Origin of the sequence: Cupriavidus pauculus, assembly GCF_008693385.1 — a bacterium.
Classification (GTDB): Bacteria; Pseudomonadota; Gammaproteobacteria; order Burkholderiales; family Burkholderiaceae; genus Cupriavidus; species Cupriavidus pauculus_D.
Map to the genome: position 1 here is coordinate 2479088 of NZ_CP044065.1, position 18408 is coordinate 2497495.

17 protein-coding genes are annotated in these 18408 nt (G+C 68.2%); 11 read left to right on the forward strand and 6 right to left on the reverse strand.

What is annotated here, in order from left to right; translation table 11 throughout:
* Window positions 1-13 precede the first annotated feature (13 nt).
* Window positions 14-310 carry a YkgJ family cysteine cluster protein gene (locus FOB72_RS11390; protein ID WP_150372610.1) on the reverse strand — a complete coding sequence of 99 codons (297 nt, stop codon included), beginning with the start codon at window positions 308-310 and terminating at the stop codon, window positions 14-16.
* 199 nt (window positions 311-509) lie between these two features.
* On the opposite strand from FOB72_RS11390, the gene FOB72_RS11395 reads away from it, so the two are divergent.
* From FOB72_RS11395 to FOB72_RS11410, 4 genes are all read left to right on the forward strand, one after another.
* The gene (locus FOB72_RS11395; protein WP_223851510.1) at window positions 510-1253 is read left to right on the forward strand and encodes a TetR/AcrR family transcriptional regulator; all 744 of its coding nucleotides are present in this window, start codon (window positions 510-512) and stop codon (window positions 1251-1253) included.
* Window positions 1254-1381: 128 nt separating this feature from the next.
* Window positions 1382-2035 carry a protein-L-isoaspartate O-methyltransferase family protein gene (locus tag FOB72_RS11400; RefSeq protein ID WP_150372612.1) on the forward strand — a complete coding sequence of 218 codons (654 nt, stop codon included), beginning with the start codon at window positions 1382-1384 and terminating at the stop codon, window positions 2033-2035.
* Window positions 2036-2046: 11 nt separating this feature from the next.
* On the forward strand, window positions 2047-2370 hold the full coding sequence (locus tag FOB72_RS11405) for a rhodanese-like domain-containing protein (protein ID WP_150372613.1): 324 nt from the start codon (window positions 2047-2049) through the stop codon (window positions 2368-2370).
* 170 nt (window positions 2371-2540) lie between these two features.
* Entirely contained in the window at window positions 2541-3986 is a 1446-nt protein-coding gene (locus FOB72_RS11410) for a TolC family outer membrane protein (protein WP_150372614.1), read from the forward strand.
* On the opposite strand, the gene FOB72_RS11415 is transcribed toward FOB72_RS11410, so the two are convergent.
* Window positions 3955-5190: an O-antigen ligase family protein gene (locus FOB72_RS11415; RefSeq protein ID WP_150372615.1), complete on the reverse strand. Its 1236-nt coding sequence runs from the start codon at window positions 5188-5190 to the stop codon at window positions 3955-3957. The genes FOB72_RS11410 and FOB72_RS11415 overlap by 32 nt on opposite strands.
* A 110-nt stretch (window positions 5191-5300) precedes the next feature.
* On the reverse strand, window positions 5301-6125 hold the full coding sequence (locus FOB72_RS11420) for an META and DUF4377 domain-containing protein (protein WP_150372616.1): 825 nt from the start codon (window positions 6123-6125) through the stop codon (window positions 5301-5303).
* A 236-nt stretch (window positions 6126-6361) separates the two neighbouring features.
* On the opposite strand from FOB72_RS11420, the gene FOB72_RS11425 reads away from it, so the two are divergent.
* Together FOB72_RS11425 and FOB72_RS11430 are read left to right on the forward strand one after the other, a co-directional pair.
* On the forward strand, window positions 6362-7048 hold the full coding sequence (locus FOB72_RS11425; protein WP_150372617.1) for a hypothetical protein: 687 nt from the start codon (window positions 6362-6364) through the stop codon (window positions 7046-7048).
* Window positions 7045-8337 carry a hypothetical protein gene (locus FOB72_RS11430; RefSeq protein ID WP_150372618.1) on the forward strand — a complete coding sequence of 431 codons (1293 nt, stop codon included), beginning with the start codon at window positions 7045-7047 and terminating at the stop codon, window positions 8335-8337. The genes FOB72_RS11425 and FOB72_RS11430 overlap by 4 nt, the downstream gene beginning before the upstream one ends.
* A gap of 19 nt (window positions 8338-8356) precedes the next feature.
* Here the strand turns inward: FOB72_RS11430 and waaA are convergent, their stop codons facing one another.
* From waaA to FOB72_RS11445, 3 genes are read right to left on the reverse strand one after another with little or no spacing between them, the layout of a single operon-like run.
* Complete coding sequence (gene waaA, locus FOB72_RS11435; protein ID WP_150372619.1) at window positions 8357-9649, reverse strand: lipid IV(A) 3-deoxy-D-manno-octulosonic acid transferase; 1293 nt, start codon at window positions 9647-9649, stop codon at window positions 8357-8359.
* Window positions 9649-10752, reverse strand: coding sequence for a lipopolysaccharide heptosyltransferase I (gene waaC, locus FOB72_RS11440; protein ID WP_150372620.1), 1104 nt, complete (start codon window positions 10750-10752; stop codon window positions 9649-9651). Before waaC ends, waaA begins: the two co-directional genes overlap by 1 nt.
* Window positions 10733-12118 carry a phosphomannomutase/phosphoglucomutase gene (locus tag FOB72_RS11445; protein WP_150372621.1) on the reverse strand — a complete coding sequence of 462 codons (1386 nt, stop codon included), beginning with the start codon at window positions 12116-12118 and terminating at the stop codon, window positions 10733-10735. The genes waaC and FOB72_RS11445 overlap by 20 nt, the downstream gene beginning before the upstream one ends.
* Before the next feature lie 275 nt (window positions 12119-12393).
* On the opposite strand from FOB72_RS11445, the gene FOB72_RS11450 reads away from it, so the two are divergent.
* The 5 genes from FOB72_RS11450 to FOB72_RS11470 are packed head-to-tail and all read left to right on the forward strand — an operon-like array spanning window position 12394 to window position 18400.
* Window positions 12394-13563, forward strand: a complete 1170-nt coding sequence (locus FOB72_RS11450) for a glycosyltransferase (protein ID WP_150372622.1) — start codon at window positions 12394-12396, stop codon at window positions 13561-13563.
* 28 nt (window positions 13564-13591) lie between these two features.
* Window positions 13592-14896: an exopolysaccharide biosynthesis polyprenyl glycosylphosphotransferase gene (locus FOB72_RS11455; RefSeq protein WP_223851511.1), complete on the forward strand. Its 1305-nt coding sequence runs from the start codon at window positions 13592-13594 to the stop codon at window positions 14894-14896.
* Window positions 14896-16029 carry a glycosyltransferase gene (locus FOB72_RS11460; RefSeq protein WP_150372623.1) on the forward strand — a complete coding sequence of 378 codons (1134 nt, stop codon included), beginning with the start codon at window positions 14896-14898 and terminating at the stop codon, window positions 16027-16029. The genes FOB72_RS11455 and FOB72_RS11460 overlap by 1 nt, the downstream gene beginning before the upstream one ends.
* Window positions 16026-17303, forward strand: a complete 1278-nt coding sequence (locus FOB72_RS11465) for a lipopolysaccharide biosynthesis protein (RefSeq protein WP_150372624.1) — start codon at window positions 16026-16028, stop codon at window positions 17301-17303. Before FOB72_RS11460 ends, FOB72_RS11465 begins: the two co-directional genes overlap by 4 nt.
* Window positions 17300-18400 (forward strand): glycosyltransferase family 4 protein, encoded by a 1101-nt coding sequence (locus FOB72_RS11470; protein WP_150372625.1) that lies wholly within the window; start codon window positions 17300-17302, stop codon window positions 18398-18400. Before FOB72_RS11465 ends, FOB72_RS11470 begins: the two co-directional genes overlap by 4 nt.
* Window positions 18401-18408 lie beyond the last annotated feature (8 nt).

An 18408-nucleotide genomic window follows, 5' to 3' on the forward strand; every position in this document is an offset into this window, starting at 1 on the left:
CAGGAATGCTCCGTCAGTGTGGTTCGGATGGACTGCGGTCCGGCGCGGTCAGGATTTCGAGCCGCGTCAGCCATTGCAGCGCGGATTCGCGCGAGTCGCCGCACATCTCCGCCGACGGCCGCAGGCCGCCGCAGAACGCGGGACGCTCGGGCTGGCCGAATACCGCGCAGCGATAGTCGGGCAGCAACTGCGCGCAGGGCACACCGGCCGGCTTCCCGTCGGGCATGCCCGGCAGCGGCGAAGCGATCGACGGCGCGATGCAGCAGGCGCCGCAGCCGTCACGGCAGGACAGTTGAGACTGGCAACCCATGAGAAAGGTTTCAGCGGGGGCGGACGAAGGCGCTATTGTGCCTGAGTGCGTGGACTGCACCCGGCCGCTTGACCGTCCCGGACCGCTGGCCTACATTACTGACCCATAAGTTATTTATTAGCAAGCCTCAGCCGTGCCCGCACGTTCCCCTTCCCGGCATTCGAGCCCATCCGCGAACGAATCGACGAACGAATCGACGATCGACGCCCGCCGCTGGACGCGGCGCAAGGCGGCGCGCCCGCAGGAACTGGTGGCCGCCGCGCTCGAGCTGTTCGTCGAACGTGGTTTCGCCGCAACACGGCTCGAGGACGTCGCGGCCGCGGCCGGCGTGTCCAAGGGCACCGTCTACCTGTACTTCGCGAACAAGGAGGAGCTGTTCAAGACCGTGGTGCGCGAGAACATGATCCCCGCGCTCATGAAGGGTACCGACCTCGTGGACAGCTACGAGGGCTCCACGCCGGAGCTGCTGCGCGAGCTGCTGCTCGGCTGGTGGGGGCTGATCGGGGCGACGCCCGTGGCCGGGCTGACCAAGCTGATCATGGCCGAGTCCGGCAATTTCCCCGATATCGCGCAGTTCTACCAGAACGAAGTGATCGAGCCCGGCGAGCGGCTGTTCGCGCGCGTGCTGGAGCGCGGCGCGGCGCGTGGCGAGTTCCGGGCGCTGCCGGCCAACCCCTGCACCACGCTGTTCTGCGCCCCGCTGGTCTACCTGATGATCTGGCAGCGCGCGTTCAGCAACGTGTCGTGCGAACCGATCGATCCGAATGCCTTCGTCGATCAGCTGCTGCAGATGCTGCTGTTCGGCGTGACCACGGGCGCCGCGCGCGATACGCCGCTGCCGCCGGCCTCGGGGCCGTTCATCTGGGAGCAGATCCGCGACGAACTGCTGGCGGAGAAGGAAATGTCTGCAACAACTTCCCGGACGGGCACGGATGCGACATGAATAATCTTTTGCAGGTCCGTCCTGCGCCGCGGCGGTAAAATAGCGGGCTTTCATGCATCTTTCCGGCCCATGACGCCGCTCGGCCGGGAAGCAGAATGGTAACAATGGTAGGCGCAAGGACACGCAAGATGGATCTCGAAAAAGCCCGTTTCAACATGATCGAACAGCAAATCCGCCCATGGGACGTGCTGGACCAGGAAATCCTGGACCTGCTGGCCGTGGTCAAGCGGGAGCAGTTCGTGCCCGCGGCCTACGCCGCGCTCGCGTTCGTCGACATGGAGATTCCGCTGCCGGCGGGCCAGAACATGCTGCCCCCGCGCGTGGAAGCGCGCCTGTTGCAGGACCTGGCGGTACGCAAGCACGAGAACGTGCTCGAGATCGGTGCCGGCTCCGGCTATATGGCCGCCCTGCTGGCCAACCGCGCGCGTCACGTGCTGAGCGTGGAGATCGAGCCCGAGCTGGTCGCGATGGCCCGCAAGAACCTGACGGCGGCCGGTGTCGGCAACGCCGAGGTGGTCGAGGGTAACGGCGCCGAGGGCTGGCCCGCTTCCGCGCCGTACGACGTGATCTGCATCTCGGCTTCGGTGCCCGAACTGCCGCAATCGATCCTGTCGCAGGTCAAGGTCGGTGGCCGCATCGCCGCGATCGTCGGCAACGTGCCGGTGATGGAAGCGCGCATCATCACGCGCGTGTCGGAAACCGAGTACCAGGTGGTCAACCTGTTCGAGACCGTCGTGAAGCCGCTCCAGGGCGCCGCGCAGACGTCGCGTTTCAAGTTCTGAGGAGCGTTCGCATGCAGGTAATTTCCGCAACCGAACTGTCGCAATGGCTGGCCGCGGCCGATCGCAAGAAGCCCGTGCTGCTCGATGTGCGCGAGGACCTCGAGGTCCGCACCGCCGCGATGCCCGGCATCACGCATATCCCCATGGGGCAGATTCCGGCCCGCATGGGCGAGCTCGACGATGAAACCGAAATCGTCTGCATCTGCCACCACGGTGCGCGCAGCATGCAGGTGGCGAGCTTCCTCGAGCGCCAGGGCTATGCGCACGTGTACAACCTGACCGGCGGCATCCACGCCTGGTCCACCGAGGTCGATCCCTCGGTACCGCAGTACTGATCCGATCCTCTTCGCAGTAAGGGTTCGCTGCCCGGGGGCGCGAATCCGGCAGTCCCCCGAGGCCGCGGCATGTCCGTGGCCTCGTCTCCGTATCGTCCGCCCGCTTTATCCGTTGTTACACCGCAGCACCCGATAATTGACCGTGCCCAGCGCGGCAAGCAGGAGAAGTCATGAGTCTCGCGCCAAAGTCACTGGCACTCGTCGCGTCGCTGGTGCTGCTGCACGCGCCCGCCGCGTCTGCCGCGGATCTGCTCCAGGTCTTTCGCGATGCGCAGTCCAACGACGCGCAGTTCGCGAGCGCCCGCGCGCAGCTGCTGGCCACGCGCGAGCGGCTGCCTCAGGCTCGGGCGGGGCTGCTGCCCAACGTGGCGGGCTCGGCCGGATCGACGCGGACCAAGGTCGATCAGCATGCGCCGGTGGAAGCGGACCGCTTCATCAACAACAGCCTCTGGGCGCTGCAGCTGACCCAGCCGCTGTTCCGCTGGGACCGGTGGGAAACGTACAAGCAGGGCGAACTGGCCTCCCTCGCGGGCGAGGTCTCGTTCCAGCAGGCGCAGCTCGACCTCATCACGCGCGCGTCGCAGGCCTACTTCGACGTGCTGGCCGCGCAGGACAACCTGTATCTGGCGCAGGCGCAGAAGAAGGCCATCGGCGAGCAGCTCGAACAGGCGAAGCGGAACTTCGAGGTCGGCACCTCGACGATCACCGATGCCAACGACGCGCAGGCCCGCTATGACCTGGCCACCTCCACCGAGATCGCCGCGCAGAGCGCGCTCGAGGTCAGCCGCGCCACGTTGCAGCAGATCACGGGCAAGTCCGTCGATGAATTGCTGGGCCTGCGCGCGCAGGCGCAGATTCCGGGTCCGATTCCCGCCGATGTGAACGCGTGGGCCTCGCAGGCCGAGCAAAGCAACCTGCAGGTCAGCCTGGCCAACTACAACCTCGAGACCGCCGAGCGCGAAACGAGCAAGGCGCGCGGCGGCCATCTGCCGTCGGTCGATCTGGTCGCATCGTACGGCTACACCAACGCCACGGGCACGCAGACGCAGATCGTCAACCAGGCCGCGCGCTACAACAGCTCGCAGGTCGGCGTACAGCTGACGATCCCGATCTTCGCGGGCGGCGCGATCCAGTCGCGCGTCCGCGAGACGCTGGCACTGGCCGACCGGGCCGCGGCGGACCTCGAATTCGCGCGGCGCACCGCGGCGCAGAACGCGCGGCAGACCTACTCCGGCGTGTACAACGGACTCGCGCAGGTGAAAGCGCTCGAAGCCGCCGAACGCTCGGCGCTGAGCGCCGTGGAGTCGAACCAGCTTGGCTACGAAGTGGGCGTGCGCATCAATATCGACGTGCTGAACGCCGAAGCGCAGTTGTTCCAGACGCGACGCGACCTGTCGAAGGCGCGCTACGACACGATCATGAACGGCCTGCGCCTGAAGGCGAGCACGGGCGTGCTGTCGGAAGACGACGTGGTGCAGATCAACACGCTGCTGACCGAGCACACGGGCGCGATGTACGAACTGCCGGACTGGAAGCGGCTCAACAACCTCGGGCCGCGGAACAACGCGCCGGCCGCGCCGCGCATTACGCCGCCGAGCGGCCCGATCGTTCGCTGACGGCCGCGAGGGCCAGCAGCAGGCCGATCGTTCCCGAGTAGAAGACCATGTTGGCCTGATGGGCCATCGTGACCTGCGTCAGTCCGCAGATGATCGTCGCGGCGGTCATGGCGATGCCGCCACCGCTCAGGCTCACGCCCACGGCATCGCGACGCGCGCGGCATGCGACGAGCATGCGCCAGAACAGCGCCGCGGGAACCAGGAACAGGGCCAGCACCACGATCAAACCCGGTATGCCGGTCGTCGAGGCGGCTTCCAGCATATCGTTGTGCGCGTGCTCCAGATCGCACGGCAGCGTGGTGAGGTTCCGGCAATAAGGTGCCGCGTGCAGGATGCGCGCGAACTGGCCCACACCGACGCCCATCACCGGGTGTTCGCCGATGGATTGCACGGCGATCTCCCAGACCTTGAGCCGCGAGCCGACCGACGTGGCGGCGTTGCCCAGCTGGAACTGATGGACGTCCGCCATGACGAGGTCCACGCGCGACTTGACCGGGCTGTCCGGCAGGTAATAGGAGCCCGCTGCCAGTGCCGCGATCGCCACGACGGCCAGCAGGAATGCGCGCTTGCCGAGCCGCCCGTATCGCAGCAGCAGCATCGGCAGCATGATCACGAGCAAGGCCAGCAGCGCCGAGCGCGTACCGTTGACCATGAGGATCAGGAACGCACAGGCCAGATTGAACCAGGCCAGCGCGTGCGTGCGCCGGTCTTCCCCCGCGCGCGCGAATCCGATCAGGCCGAAGGCCGCCACCATGTTGGCGAAGGCAATGGCCTGTACCCAGGCCGAGGGACGCGGATCGCCATGGAGAAAGCGCTGATAGCAAACGATGACGAGCGCGCCGACCAGCGCGACGGTGATGCCGCGCCATAGCATGCGCGGGTCCGGCGCGGCGTGCAGGATGACCCAGCAGGTCAGGATCGCGAGCAACGTGCGCGAGGGATTGTCGAGCACGTCCCAATGCGTGTGGAAGTACATGCGCGAGGCCAGATAGACGAGCAGGAATGCGAACACCGTGATCGTCAGGGGCATCAGCACATCGCGGTAGGCACGCCAGGTCTGCCCCATTCCGCGGTACCGCAGCAGCGCCAGAAGGCCGACGCACCCCAGGAATACGCCGGCGCCGCGCGGCACGCAGAGCAGCAGGATCGGAAAGGCGAAAACCAGTGCGTCGGCGAACGCTGTCGAGGCGGGGCGGCGGAGCATGTGTCGGGAGAGGGTACCGTGCGAGTCAGCGCGACATTATAGTCCTGCCCTCCTCCGCCCCACCTTCGCCACCTTCGCCACCTTGGTCCATTCCCGAAAGACCGGACCGGCTAGCCCCCTCGCCGCCGCTCCTCCACCTTCAGCAACTGCCACCGAATCGACGAGGCATCGGCCGGCGGGTTCGGGACGCGGTACTCGCGCACGCGCAGCTTGTAGGCCACGCCGGGCTCGAAGTCGAGCCCTTCGATCGGCCCGTACCAGAGCTGCCATGCCGCGTCCTCGGACTCGCGCCAGCGGTAGCACTGCATGCGGCCGACGCCCGTGCATTCGACGCGCTGGGAATCGATATAGACGATCTTCTCCGTCCCGGACGCGGCATCGATCTTCGCGCCGCGGCGGCCCACGCCCTCGCGCTCGGCGAACTGCAGCAGATCGCCGTCCGCGGTCTTCCAGATGATCTGGCGCCCCTGCGGCGTGGCCGAGGGCTGCGTGGCGACGGTCGTGAACGGCGACTGCATCGCGTGCAGCAGCGCGGTCTCGAATGTCATGCGCTCGCCGGGGCAGGCCATGCGCGTCCCGGCGATCTTGTCGAAGCGGATGCCGGTGGCGGTCTTGCCGTACCCGCCCGTGAAGCGATTGCAGCCGCTGTTGCCGCTGACGGTGCCCTGCGCGGCGTCGATGCCGCTATTGAACTCGAAGATGACGGGCTGCCCGCTGTCGCCGCGCGGCAGTTCGCGCGAGACGCCGTCGGCCTGCTGCCAGCGCACGAGTTCCCAGCGCTGGGGACCGTCAGACTGCGTCTGCGAAAGGCTCGCGCCTGCGGCGGGCGAATCCGCGGTGGTGGTCGTCGTACACGCGCCCAGCAGCGCGGCGGCGGCCATGGCGGCGGCGGGGACGATGGCTGCAAGCATGGGCAAGCGCTGAACTTTCTGCATGATCCGCTCCTTTGTTCTCTGCGTGGCGTCGCTTACATGGCGAATTTACACGATGCGGCAGCGGGCACGTGTATTCGGACGCCGGGGGGCTCAGGTCGTCACTGCAGGTCGCAACACCCATGCCAGTACGCCCGGGCGCGCGCGATCCCACACGCTGCCAAATTTCGTCGATCTGTTGTTTTCACATGCGACGGGCGAGGCCATAGTCGACGCATCCCTTCGCGAGTGGTCGGACGATGAAGATCAATGCTCTCGGCGCGACGATAACGATCGCCCTAGTGGTATCCGCCTGGTACGTGTGGCAGTCATGGCCGCGTGCATCCAGCGAGCGGCCGGAACATCGCGGCACCACGCAGACGTCCGCCAAGGGCCGGGGCGGCAGCCTGGCGACGCTCGGCGGCATCGACGCCCTCGCACCGGTGGATCGGCAGCAGGACTATCCCGGCGCGATCGCCGGCCTCGCCGATCGCGCGGAAGCCGAAAGACATCTGCCGTTCCTCGCCGAACCCCGTTATCGCGAGAGCCGGCTGGTCCGGTATCGACACGACACGTTGCAGCATCTGCGCCCCACCGATCGATTCGATCTCTATCTTCCCAACCTGGACATGACGGTCACCGCGCGCCTGGAGGCGCGCGAAGATGACGACGGATGGACGCGCTGGCGTGGCGAACTACTGAGCCCGGACATCGTGCGCCACCACGAATGGCTGATCACGGAAGCGCCGGTCGATCGTTACGCAGTCGCCTACTTCGAGACGCCGGATGGCGCGGTGTATCTTGAGGCGAAGAACGGATACGGGTGGCTGCGGAACGCCGGCGACAGCAAACTGGACAACGATGCACGGGTCCCGCCTGACAGCACCGCCATGCCGGCGCGCACCCTCGGTCCTTCGCATCAGCCACAGGAGACATCCCACCGATGACAACGCTGCTTCGCTGCACCCTTATGGCCGCCGCGCTGGCCACGCAGGCATACGCCACTCACGCCGACAATGCGGATGCCGAGGATGTTTCCGCGCTCCATCCCCAGCGGAACCGTACGGTGCCCGCCGACGGCGTCATGGGCGATATGACCGAACCAACGCTGGACCTGTACCTCCACGAAGGCGACCGCTTCCCCAAGCTGACGCTCCCTGCCTCGGCGCCGGATCGTGCACGCCTGGTCGTGCGCATGAACGGTTCCCACAGCACTTACATCGACGATGGCAACATCGAAGAGAAGGCGACCCTGGGATTGCGCGCGGGGGACGAGTACCGATTCATGTTCCAGAAGGAAAAGAACATGTGGCGAATGACCAAGGCTGCCAAAGTCGAACTCACCTCATCCCAACTGGACGGTGGCGTGATCCCGCCGATGCGGACGCCAAGCACGTGGATCAGCGTGCCACGTCGGAGAGCCGTGACCTCCGCCCTCGAATTACCGGTGGATGCAAAACCGGATGACCGGATCACCATTCATAATTATCGCCATCACCAGGCTGTCTCCGTAGAGGGGCCTGGTTTGTTCGAGCGTTGGACGATCCCGCCTGGAGCGCGCGTCCAATTCGAAAAAGCGCCGCTGTACGGCTGGCAGCCATATACGCAGACATTGGATCTGCTGCCGGTATTCGGTGACAAGGCGGTCAAGAGGCTGGGTGATTTTGCCGTTCGCGCCCGCATCGCCCATGACGTTGCCTTGACGAACAAGGCGCTCGCGGACTCCCGCGTCGGCATCTGGATCCGGGATGCCACCGCGCTGTATCACCCGATCGCGGGAACGCGGATGTCCGATGTCCTCGATGCACTCCAGTCCGATCCACGCGTTCGCCATGCACGCCTGGCCGCCGAGGCACATGCCGTGTATTACCTCGATGCCGTCGGCGACCTGGGACCTGACGGCGCGTGCGGCATGGCATGGCTAGGGAGCCCCATGAACTGGCGATGGGCGTATAGCACCGTCGATATCGACTGCAATTCCTCCGTCCTGGCACACGAAGTCGGACACATGCTCGGCGTGTGGCACGGGAATGCACCGTTCGCGGTGGCCCGCTTCGCTCGCGGATATCCGCTTGCCAAGACGTTACTTGCGGGGGACAAGCGCCTGCTTTACAGCAATCCCGACGTCCTCGATCCCAGCGACGGGACTGTGGTCGGCAAGCGCGGGGAGTTCGATGCCGCCTCCCATATGAACAGCAATGCAGCGGATCTGCATTGGCTGCTTCCGCCAAGCTAGCCCGCGTGCCCGCCTTCGGTTACCGCAGCGCGGGCGCCAGCGTGGACAGGGTTCGTGCGGTCGCGCCGCGATGCATCCCCGCGAACGCCAACGCGTTCGCGCGCATCTCTCCCAGCGCCGCGCGATCGGCGAGGATGCGCGCCGCGGCGGTCATCAGCACGTCCGCGTTGTCCACGCGCTGGCAGGCACCGGCCGCGATCGCGTCTTCGGTAGCCTGCGCGAAATTGAAGGTATGCGGGCCAATCAGGACCGGCGTCCCGCACGCGCAGGCCTCGATCAGGTTCTGACCGCCGAGCGGCATGAGGCTGCCACCGATAAATGCAATGTCCGACGCCGCGAAGTACATCGGCATCTCGCCCATCGAATCGCCCAGCACGATATCGGCCGTCATCGATTCCAGCCCCGCGGCGTCGACACCGAGCGTGCTGCGGCGCTGCACGGTGAACCCGAGCCGCTGGGCCAGCGCCGCCACTTCGTCGAAACGCTGCGGATGGCGCGGCACCAGCAGCAGCAGCGGGCGCTTTTCACCGGGCCAGCGGATAAACGCATCGAGCAGCATGGCTTCCTCGCCCTCGCGCGTGCTTGCCGCCGCCAGCACGGGACGTTGCTCGCCCGATGGGTCTTTCATGGCCTGGCGCAGCGCCTTGCCGCGAGCCAGCAGCGCCTCGGGCGGCTGCATATCGAACTTGAGGTTGCCCGTGATGGTCACGCGCGTGATGCCGAGCGCGCGGTAGCGCTCCGCATCGCCGGGCGTCTGCGCGAGGACCTCGGTGAAGTTCTGGTAGATCGCGGAGGCCGCGCGGCCGAAACGCGCGGTCCGCCGATAGCTGCGCGGCGACAGCCTCGCATTGACGAGGTAGAGCGGCACGCCCGCCTCATGCGTGCCATGCACGAGATTCGGCCAGACCTCGGTCTCCATCAGCAGCGCCGCCTCTGGACGGAAATGCCGCAGAAAACGCCGCACGAGCCATGGCACGTCGTACGGCACGTAGCACTGCTGCACGCGCGCGTTGGTGCCGAACAGCTGCTGCCCGGTCTGGCGTCCCGTGGGCGTCATATGGGTCAGCAGCACGCGATGGTTCGGGTGCGCGGCCAGCAGCGCCTCCACGAGCGGCTGCGCGGCGCGCGTCTCGCCGACCGATACGGCATGGACCCAGAGCCACGGGCCATCGGAAGGGATATCGTCGTAGCGGCCGAGCCGCTCGCCGACGTGGTGCACGTAACCCGGTTCCTTGCGCGCGCGCCAGACGAGGCGCAGCAATGCGACCGGCAGGATCACGATCCACAACAACGTATAAACCCACCGCAGCATCAGGCCTCCGCACCTCGCACGCGCGTGGCCGCGGCATGCACTTCCTCGACGGACGGCACAATGCCGTCGTCCCCCACGTTGGCGATGCGATCGGACCAGTAGCCCTCGGTCTTCCAGCGCCACGTGGCCGTATAGATTTCCACCGTCGGACGGCACAGCGCCGCCGCGATGTGCACGAGGCCGGTATCGACACCGATCACGACCTCCGCGCGATTGATCAGGCCGAAGCCCTGCATCACCGAGAAACGCGGCAGCACGCGCGCGCCCGGGATGCCCGCGGCAATCTCCTCCGCGTCGCGGCGTTCGGATGCGTTGCCCCATGGCAGCAATACCGTGAGCCCCTCGGCCTGCAGGCGCTTGCCCAGCGCGTGCCAGTGCGGCACGGGCCAGCGCTTCTTCGCGCCGGCCGTCGCATGGAAGCAAACCGCGTAGCGCGCGGGCAGATCGGCCCACAGCGGATCATCGACATGCAGCGTGCGCGCGCGCTCCCCGAAAAACTTCGGCGGCTCGGGCGGGGCCACGGCCGTCAGCGCGGCGCCGAGCAGGCGCGAGCGCCGGACCGAATGGGTCTGGCGTGGCACCTGGACGGGCGCCGTATAGAACAACCGCGCGGCGGGCTCGTAGCCCGAACCCTGCGTGGCGTTGCCGAGTCCGATCACGGGCGCGCCCGCCACGCGCGCGGCGGTCCGCGCCACGACGGCGGTCTTCAGCAACCCCTGGGTCTCGAGCACGGCGTCGTAGGGCCGCGCGCGAATCGCATCGCGTAACGCGCCGAGCTCGTGCCACGTGTCGCCGCGGTAGAACCGCTTGCGCCAGCGCCGCAACGCGAACGGAATCACGTGCGAGACCTCGGGCAGCAGCCGGACGAGGTCCACGTAGCCCTCTTCCACGACCCAGTCGATCTCGCACGCGGGCCAGCGCGCGCGCAGATCGTGCACGAGCGGCATGTTGTGGACCACGTCGCCGAGCGACGAAACCTTGACGATCAGGATGCGCGCGGGCGCGGCATTCGCCGGCAGCGCATAGGGATACGACGCCGGCGACGGATCGTTCGCCGGCGCCACGAGCGGCTGCGTCATCCGCTCAGAACGGGAGCTGCGCATCCGGTTTCTCGGCCAGGATCACCCGCTTGAACTCGGCCTGGATACGCGCGAGCGCCGCATCGTTGTCCGCCTCGAAGCGCATCACCACCACGGGCGTGGTGTTCGACGGCCGGGCAAGGCCGAAACCGTCGGGATACTCGACGCGCACGCCATCGATCGTGATGACCTCGCGCGCACCGTCGAACTTCGCGTTCGCGCGAATCTTGTCGAGCAACGCGAACGGCTCGCCCTCGGCGCACTTGAGCTGCAGCTCCGGCGTGTTGTTGGCGTTCGGCAGCGCGTTGAGCACGGCGCTGGGATCGGCATGGCGCGACAGGATCTCCAGCAGGCGCGCGCCCGTGTAGAGGCCGTCGTCGAAGCCGTACCAGCGGTCCTTGAAGAACACGTGGCCGCTCATTTCGCCCGCGATCGGCGCGCCCGTTTCCTTGAGCTTGGCCTTGACCAGCGAATGTCCGGTCTTCCACATCAGCGGTTCGCCGCCGTGTTCGCGGATCCACGGGGCCAGCTTGCCCGTGCACTTGACGTCGTAGATCACCTGCGCGCCCGGGTTGCGCGAGAGGATTTCCTCGGCAAAGAGCATCAGCTGGCGATCGGGGAAGATGACCTGGCCGTCCTTGGTCACGACGCCCAGCCGGTCGCCATCGCCATCGAACGCGAGGCCCAGTTCGCAATCGGTCTCGCGCAGCGCGCGCATCAGATCCTGGAGGTTCTCGACGTGCGCGGGGTCCGGATGGTGGTTCGGGAAATTGCCATCGACGTCGCAGAACAGTTCGACGACCTCGCAGCCGAGGCCGCGGAACAGGTCGCCGACGAATGCGCCCGCCACGCCGTTGCCGGCGTCGAGCGCAATCTTCATCGGGCGCGCGAGCTTGACGTCGCCGAGGATGCGGTCGAGGTACTGCTGGCGGATATCGACGAGCTTGTAGCTGCCGCCACCCTTCGTGAAGTTGCCGGCCTCGATGCGCTGGCGCAGGGCCTGGATCTGCTCGCCATAGATCGCCTTGCCGGCCAGCACCATCTTGAAGCCGTTGTAATCGGGCGGATTGTGGCTGCCGGTCACCATGATGCCCGAGGTGGCGCGGCGGCCATCGATCTCGATATTGGTGCCGAAGTAGACGATCGGGGTCGCGACCATGCCGAGGTCGATCACATCGACGCCCGCGGCGCGCAAACCCTCCACGAGGCCACCGAGCAGGTCGGGGCCCGACAGCCGGCCATCGCGGCCGACGACCACGGTCTTCTCGCCGAGTTCGACCGCGGCCGAACCGAACGAGAGGCCGATCTGACGGGCCACTTCCACCGTCAGCGTCTTGCCGACGATGCCGCGAATGTCGTAGGCCTTGAAGATCGAGGGGTCAATTTGCATAGATCGTCCTTAGGGAGTGCGGTGCGTCCGTCACATGGCGGGCACTACCAGGCGGGTTGTCCAAAGGCGCCATTTTGCCGGATTGCGGCGACGGCGGCAGTTATAATCGCCGAGTTACGTGCGTCCGGCCACCCGATTTCGTCTGATCCTGCAAGTTTGGCGGTATTTGCCGATACGGACCGTGACCCACGCGCATCCCTTGTTTCACAAGCGTTGTCCGCCGCCGCCGAATAGGTCGGACGCAGGCGGACCCTGGTTCTCATCGCGCCGCCTTCGTGCCCTCGCCTCTCGTTCCGCCCCGTCCGCGCATCGCCTACCTGATCACGAACTCCGAAATCGGGGGGGCCCAGTCGCACGTCGCCGACCTGCTCCGCGCGCTGCATGGCCGCATCGACGCCACGGTGCTGGCCGGCGGCGATGGCCCGCTGTTTACCGCCGCCCGGGCCGCCGGCGCGCAGACCGTCGTCCTGCGCCGCCTCGACAACCGCCTGTCTCCGTGGCGCGCGGCGCTGGCGTTCCGGGAAGTCCTGCGCGCGCTGCGCGCCGCCGCGCCCGATCTCGTGCACGTGCACAGCGCCAAGGCCGGCGCGCTCGGCCGGCTGGCGGCCTGGTGCCTGCGCCTGCCCGTGGTCTACACCGTGCACGGCTTCGCGTTCAAGCCGCAGGCCCCGACCCTGCGCCGCGTCGCGGCACGGATCGCGGAATGGTGCCTGGCCCCGATCACCACGCGCGTGATCTGCGTCGCGCGGGCCGAGCGGGCACTGGCGGCCACGCTGCCGATTCCGGCGCGGCGCATCGACGTGATTCCCAACGGCATTGCCGATACGCCGCTGCGTGCCCAGCCGGGTGCCCCGCTGCGACGGCTCGTCATGGTGGCGCGGCTGGCCTCGCCCAAACGCCCGGACCTGCTGATCCGCGCGTTCGGGCAGGCGCTCCGCGACCCGGTCGCCGCGCCGCTGTTCGGCGGCTGCGAGCTGGTCATCGCGGGCAGTGGCCCGGACCTGCCTGCGCTGCAGGCACTGGCGGACCGCGAGGCGCCCGGGCGCGTCTCGCTGCGCGGCAATGTCGCCGACATTCCGGCACTGCTCGCCGCCGCGCAGGGGTTCGTGCTGGTGTCCGATCACGAAGGCCTGCCGCTATCGGTACTCGAGGCGATGCGCGCGGGCCTGCCCGTGATCGCCTCGGATCTTCCCGGCATCCGGGAGCAGCTTGGCGATGACGACGGCCGCCTGATCGCCGGCAACGACGTCGATGCGCTCGCCGCGGCCCTCTGCGAGCTCGCGGCCTCGCCCGCGTTGCGCGCGGCGCTGGGCCAGCGTGCCCGCGCGCGATATCTGCGCGACTTCGGCCTCGACGCCATGGCTGACGCCACCTGGCGTGTCTACCGCGAAGCGCTGGCGGACCGTTCGCCCGGTCTCGCCCGCGCGGGCACGGAGGGCGCCTGACGTGAGCCTCCCCAAGAACCCCACGCGCGTGCAGGACAACACGCGCCCCGCGCCCGGCAGCGCGGCCACTTCGGAAACCGTGCGCCGCGCCAGCCGGATGCTGAGCTGGGCCATGCTCGGCCTGCTGCTGTTCGGCCTGAACCTGATCCTGGCGGAAGGCCTGCGCCACGCGGGCATCGCCACGTACGTGTTCACGCGCACGATGGCCTGGTCGATCCTGCCCTACCTGTGCACGTTCGTGCTGCTGCACCGTTCACTGCACCTGCCGTCCATCGAGGGCAACAGCCTCGTCGGCGTGGCCGGCACGCTGCCGTTCGCGCTGCTGCTGCTCGGCTTTGCCGCGCTTCATATCGAGTACTCGCGCGGCGCGCTGATGCTGGGCTACCTGACCACGCTGGCCTGGAGCGGCTTCGGCTACCGGCGCTTCGTGCAGAACTACGTGCCGGTCTTCGGCTATACCGATCCGCGCGCGCTCGCCCAGCTCGAGGGCATCCTGTCGATGCCGGGCGCGTCGGCGCCGAGCGCGATGCGCTTCGTGCTCATCCGCTCGCTCGAGGAAGCCGCGCACTGCGATGGCCTGATGCTCGACCGCACGGCCACGGCCGATCCCGAACGCACGCGCGCGCTCGCGCGCTTCAAGCTCGGCCATGTGCGCATGTATTCGGTGGAGCGCGTCGGCGAAATGCTGACCGGCCGCGTGGGCCTCGCCCATATCGACGAGAACTTCCTCGACGACCACGCGCGGCATTATCTGTACGGCTTTATCAAGCGCGTGCTCGACGTGAGCGCGGTGCTGTGCCTCGCGCCGCTGGTATTGCCGGCCGCGTTGCTCACCGCACTGGCCATCCGCATCGAATCGCCGGGGCCGGTACTGTTCCGGCAGACGCGCGTGGGCCGGTTCGGCACGACCTTCACGATGCTCAAGTTCCGCAGCATGGCCGTGCAGATCGATGCGCCCGCGCAGTTCGCGGCGCGCCACGACCCGCGCGTCACGCGCGTGGGCCGCGTCATCCGCAAGTACCGGCTCGACGAGCTGCCCCAGCTCTGGAACGTGCTGACCGCGGACATGAGCCTGATCGGCCCGCGTCCCGAGCAGGTGCCGATGGTCGACAAGTTCTCGGAGACCATCGCCTACTACCCGTATCGCCATCTCGTCCGGCCCGGCCTGTCCGGCTGGGCGCAGGTGCAGCAGGGCTACGTGGGCAGCCACGAGGAAACGATCACCAAGCTCAGTTACGACCTCTATTACGTCAAGCATTGCTCGTTCGCGCTCGACCTGCTGATTGCGGTCAAGACCGTGCGCACGCTGCTGACGGGATACGGGGCGCGCTGATGGGTGAACCACGCGCGCTGCGCATCCTGCTCGTCGCCACCGGCCTCAAGGTCGGCGGTGCCGAGCATCAGGTGGCCGCGCTGGCCGGAGCGTTTCGCGCGCTTGGCCATGTGGTGGCCATCGTCAGCCTGTCGCCGGGTCGCGAGATCGAGGTGCCCGCCGGCGTCGAGGTGATCGAACTCGCGATGCGCAAGACGCCGGCGGGCCTCGCCCGCGCGCTGTGGCAGGCCCGCGCCTTCGTGCGCGCATGGCGGCCCGATATCATCCACGCGCACATGGTGCACGCCAACCTGTTTGCCCGGCTGCTCACGCGCATCGTCCGTTGCCCACCGCTGGTCTGCACCGCGCACAGCTATCGCGAGGGCGGCCGCGCGCGCATGCTCGCCTATCGTCTGACCGACCGATGGTGCGCGTTGACCACGCACGTCAGCGAAGCGGGCCGCGCGGGCATGATCGCCGCCGGCGCGGTACCCGCCGCGCGCGTCGTCGTCATGCCGAACGGCATCGATATCGCGCGCTTTCATTACGATGCGGAGCGGCGCGCGCGCACGCGTGCCAGCCTCGGCATCGACGACGGCACGCCGTTGCTGATGCATGTGGGCCGGCTCGTGCCGGCCAAGGCCCAGCATGTGCTGATCGACGCGTTCGCGCGCGCCCATGACAAGCGCGCGCGGCTGCTGATCGCGGGCGGCGGGCCGCTGGCCGATGCGCTTGCCGCCCAGGTCCACGCGCGGGGCCTCGACGGCCGCGTGCAGCTGCTTGGCCCCCGACAGGACGTGCCCGCGCTGCTCGACGCCGCCGACGCCTTTGCACTCTCCTCGGAGATCGAGGGCTCTCCGCTGGCACTCGCGGAAGCACTGGCGAACGGTTGCCCGGTCGTGTCCACCGACGCGCCGGGCGTGCGCGAGATCGTCGATGGACTCGGCGCGATCGTGCCGCGTGGCGATGCCGAAGCGCTCGCCACCGCCATCGATACCGCAGTGCGCGAGGGGCGCGGCGATGCCCGCGCGCAGGCCGCGCGCCGCGCGCATGTCCGCGCGACCTGTGCGCTGGATACCGTCGCGCAACGCTGGCTCGCCTGCTACGCCACGCTGCGCGCCGCGCCTCGCGATTCCCGGCTGGAGCCCGCATGAACCGGCGCGTCGCGGCCAATCTCGCGTGGATGCTGTTCGAGCGCGGCCTGCAGGTCGGCATCGGCATCGTCGTCGTGGCGATGCTCGCGCGCGCGCTCGGGCCCGTCGGCTTCGCGCACTTTCAGTATGCGCAGTCGATGGTCCTTATCGCGGCCGCGTTCGCGCTCGTGTGCGGCGCCGAAGTCGTGGTGCCACGCCTCGTTGCCGCGTCGGGCCCCGATGCGGAGGTGGCACGCCACGCGCTGCTGGCCCATGCATTCGTGCTCCGCTTCGCGGGCGGCGTCATCGGCTATCTGCTGATGTGCGGATATCTCGGTATCACCTCGCCCGACGCGGAAATCTGGCACGCCGCGCTGCTGCTGGGCATCGCGATCCTGCTGCGCGAGCCGTTCGGCGTGGTCTCCGCATGGATGCAGGCGCGCACGCACAACCGCCCCGGCGTGCTGTTCAACATGGCGGCGCTCGGCACCAAGGCCGCGCTCGTCGGCACGCTGTTTCTGTGCGGCGTGCGCGAGGTCAGCGGCTACGCGGCCGCGTTCGCCATCGAAGCGATCGTGGTGGCGGCAATGCAGATGCTCTATTTCCGGCTGCGCATGCGCGAGCATCGCGTCGGCGGCCTGCTCAGCGTCCATTGGCAGCGCGCGCGTCTGCATGAACTGCTGACGAGCGGCGCGCTGTTCTGGGGCAGCTTCATCCTGATGATGGCCGCGCGCCGCGTCGATCAGCTGGTGCTGCAACCGGCGGTGCCGGCCGCGGAGTTCGGCGCCTATGCGGCGTGCATGCAGATTCTCGACAACTTTACCGTGCTCGCGAGCGTGCTTGCCGCGGGCCTCGCACCGGCGTACGTCTACGCGCGCGACACCCTCGCCGAGGCACGCACGAACACGGGCCGCGTCGCATTTGCGCTCGCGGGCGTCGGCCTCCTCGGCGGCGCCGCGATCGCCGCCTGCGCGCCGTGGATCGTGCATCTGCTCTACGGGCACGCGTTCGCGCCGACCATCGCGCTGCTGCGTGCCGCGGCCCTGCTCTCGTCGCTCGTGTTCGCCGACGTCGGGCTCACGCTGCTGGCCGTGCATCTGCGCCGCCCCGACTGGATCGCCATCAAATGGCTCATGGTCTTTGTCGTGACGCTGCTCTTCGACCTCGTCATGGTGCCGCGCCACGGCAGCTGGGGCGCGATCGCGGGCTACGGCCTGGGCAATGCGGTGGCAACGCTGGTCGGCATCGCGTTCTGGTGGCGCTGCCGTCCGGCAACGAGCGTGGCCACGCCATGACGCTGCCGACGGTATGTTTTCTCACGGGGACGCTCAATGCGTTCGCGGGGGCCGAACGCATGACGGCCGTCATCGCCAACGGACTGGCCGAGCGCGGATACCGCGTGCACGTACTGAGCCTGTACGACCGGACCAGCGTGTTTCCGCTGCATCAGGACGTGACGCACCATGCGCTGTTCGACGCACGGCCGTCGTTCAGGCGCGAGTATCTAACAACGGTGCTCGGCATTCGCCGCTTCGTGCGCGAGCACGGCGTCGATGTGCTGGTCGAGGTGGATACGATGCTCACGCTGTTCACGGTGCCGGCGATGCTGGGGATGCGCGTGCGGCGGGTCGCGTGGGAGCATTGCCATTTCGACGAGGACCTAGGGCGGCCGGCGCGACGGGTGGCGCGCCGACTGGCCGCATGGACGAATGCCGCCATCGTGGTCCTGACCGAGCGGGACCGTGAGCGGTGGCTGACCCTGCGGCGCGGCGCGCATCGGGTGCGCGCCATCGGCAATGCGTTGCCGTTTGCCATGCCCGACGAGCCCGCGCCGCGCGACCATCGTGTCCTGCTCGCGGTCGGACGGCTCACGCATGCCAAGGGCTTCGATATCCTGCTGCGCGCATGGGCGCGGGTGCATGCCTCGCTGCCGGGCTGGCAGTTGCGTATCGTGGGCGATGGCGAGGAGCGCGACGCGTTGCACGACCAGTTGGGCGCGCTTGCCAGAGCTTCGGATCTGGCGGCCAGCGTCACCTTTGCGGGCACGACCGCCGACGTGAGCGGAGAGTATCGCCGTGCCGCGGCGTTCTGCCTGAGTTCGCGCTACGAAGGGTTCGGACTCGTACTAATCGAGGCCATGGCCTATGGCTTGCCGATCGTCGCCACGCATTGCGAGACGGGACCGAAGTCCCTGCTGGAAGACGATGTCAACGCGGTCGTGGTGCCGGTCGAGGATGACGCGGCGCTGGGGCGCGCGCTCGTGCGCGTCTGCAACGACGCGGCCCTGCAGGATCGGCTCGCGACGGGTGGGCGAGCCTTTGCGGGGCAATTCGCGCTGCCCCGCATTCTGGCGCACTGGAGCCAGTTGCTCGACAGCCTGAAGCGGGGCTGACCGGGCGT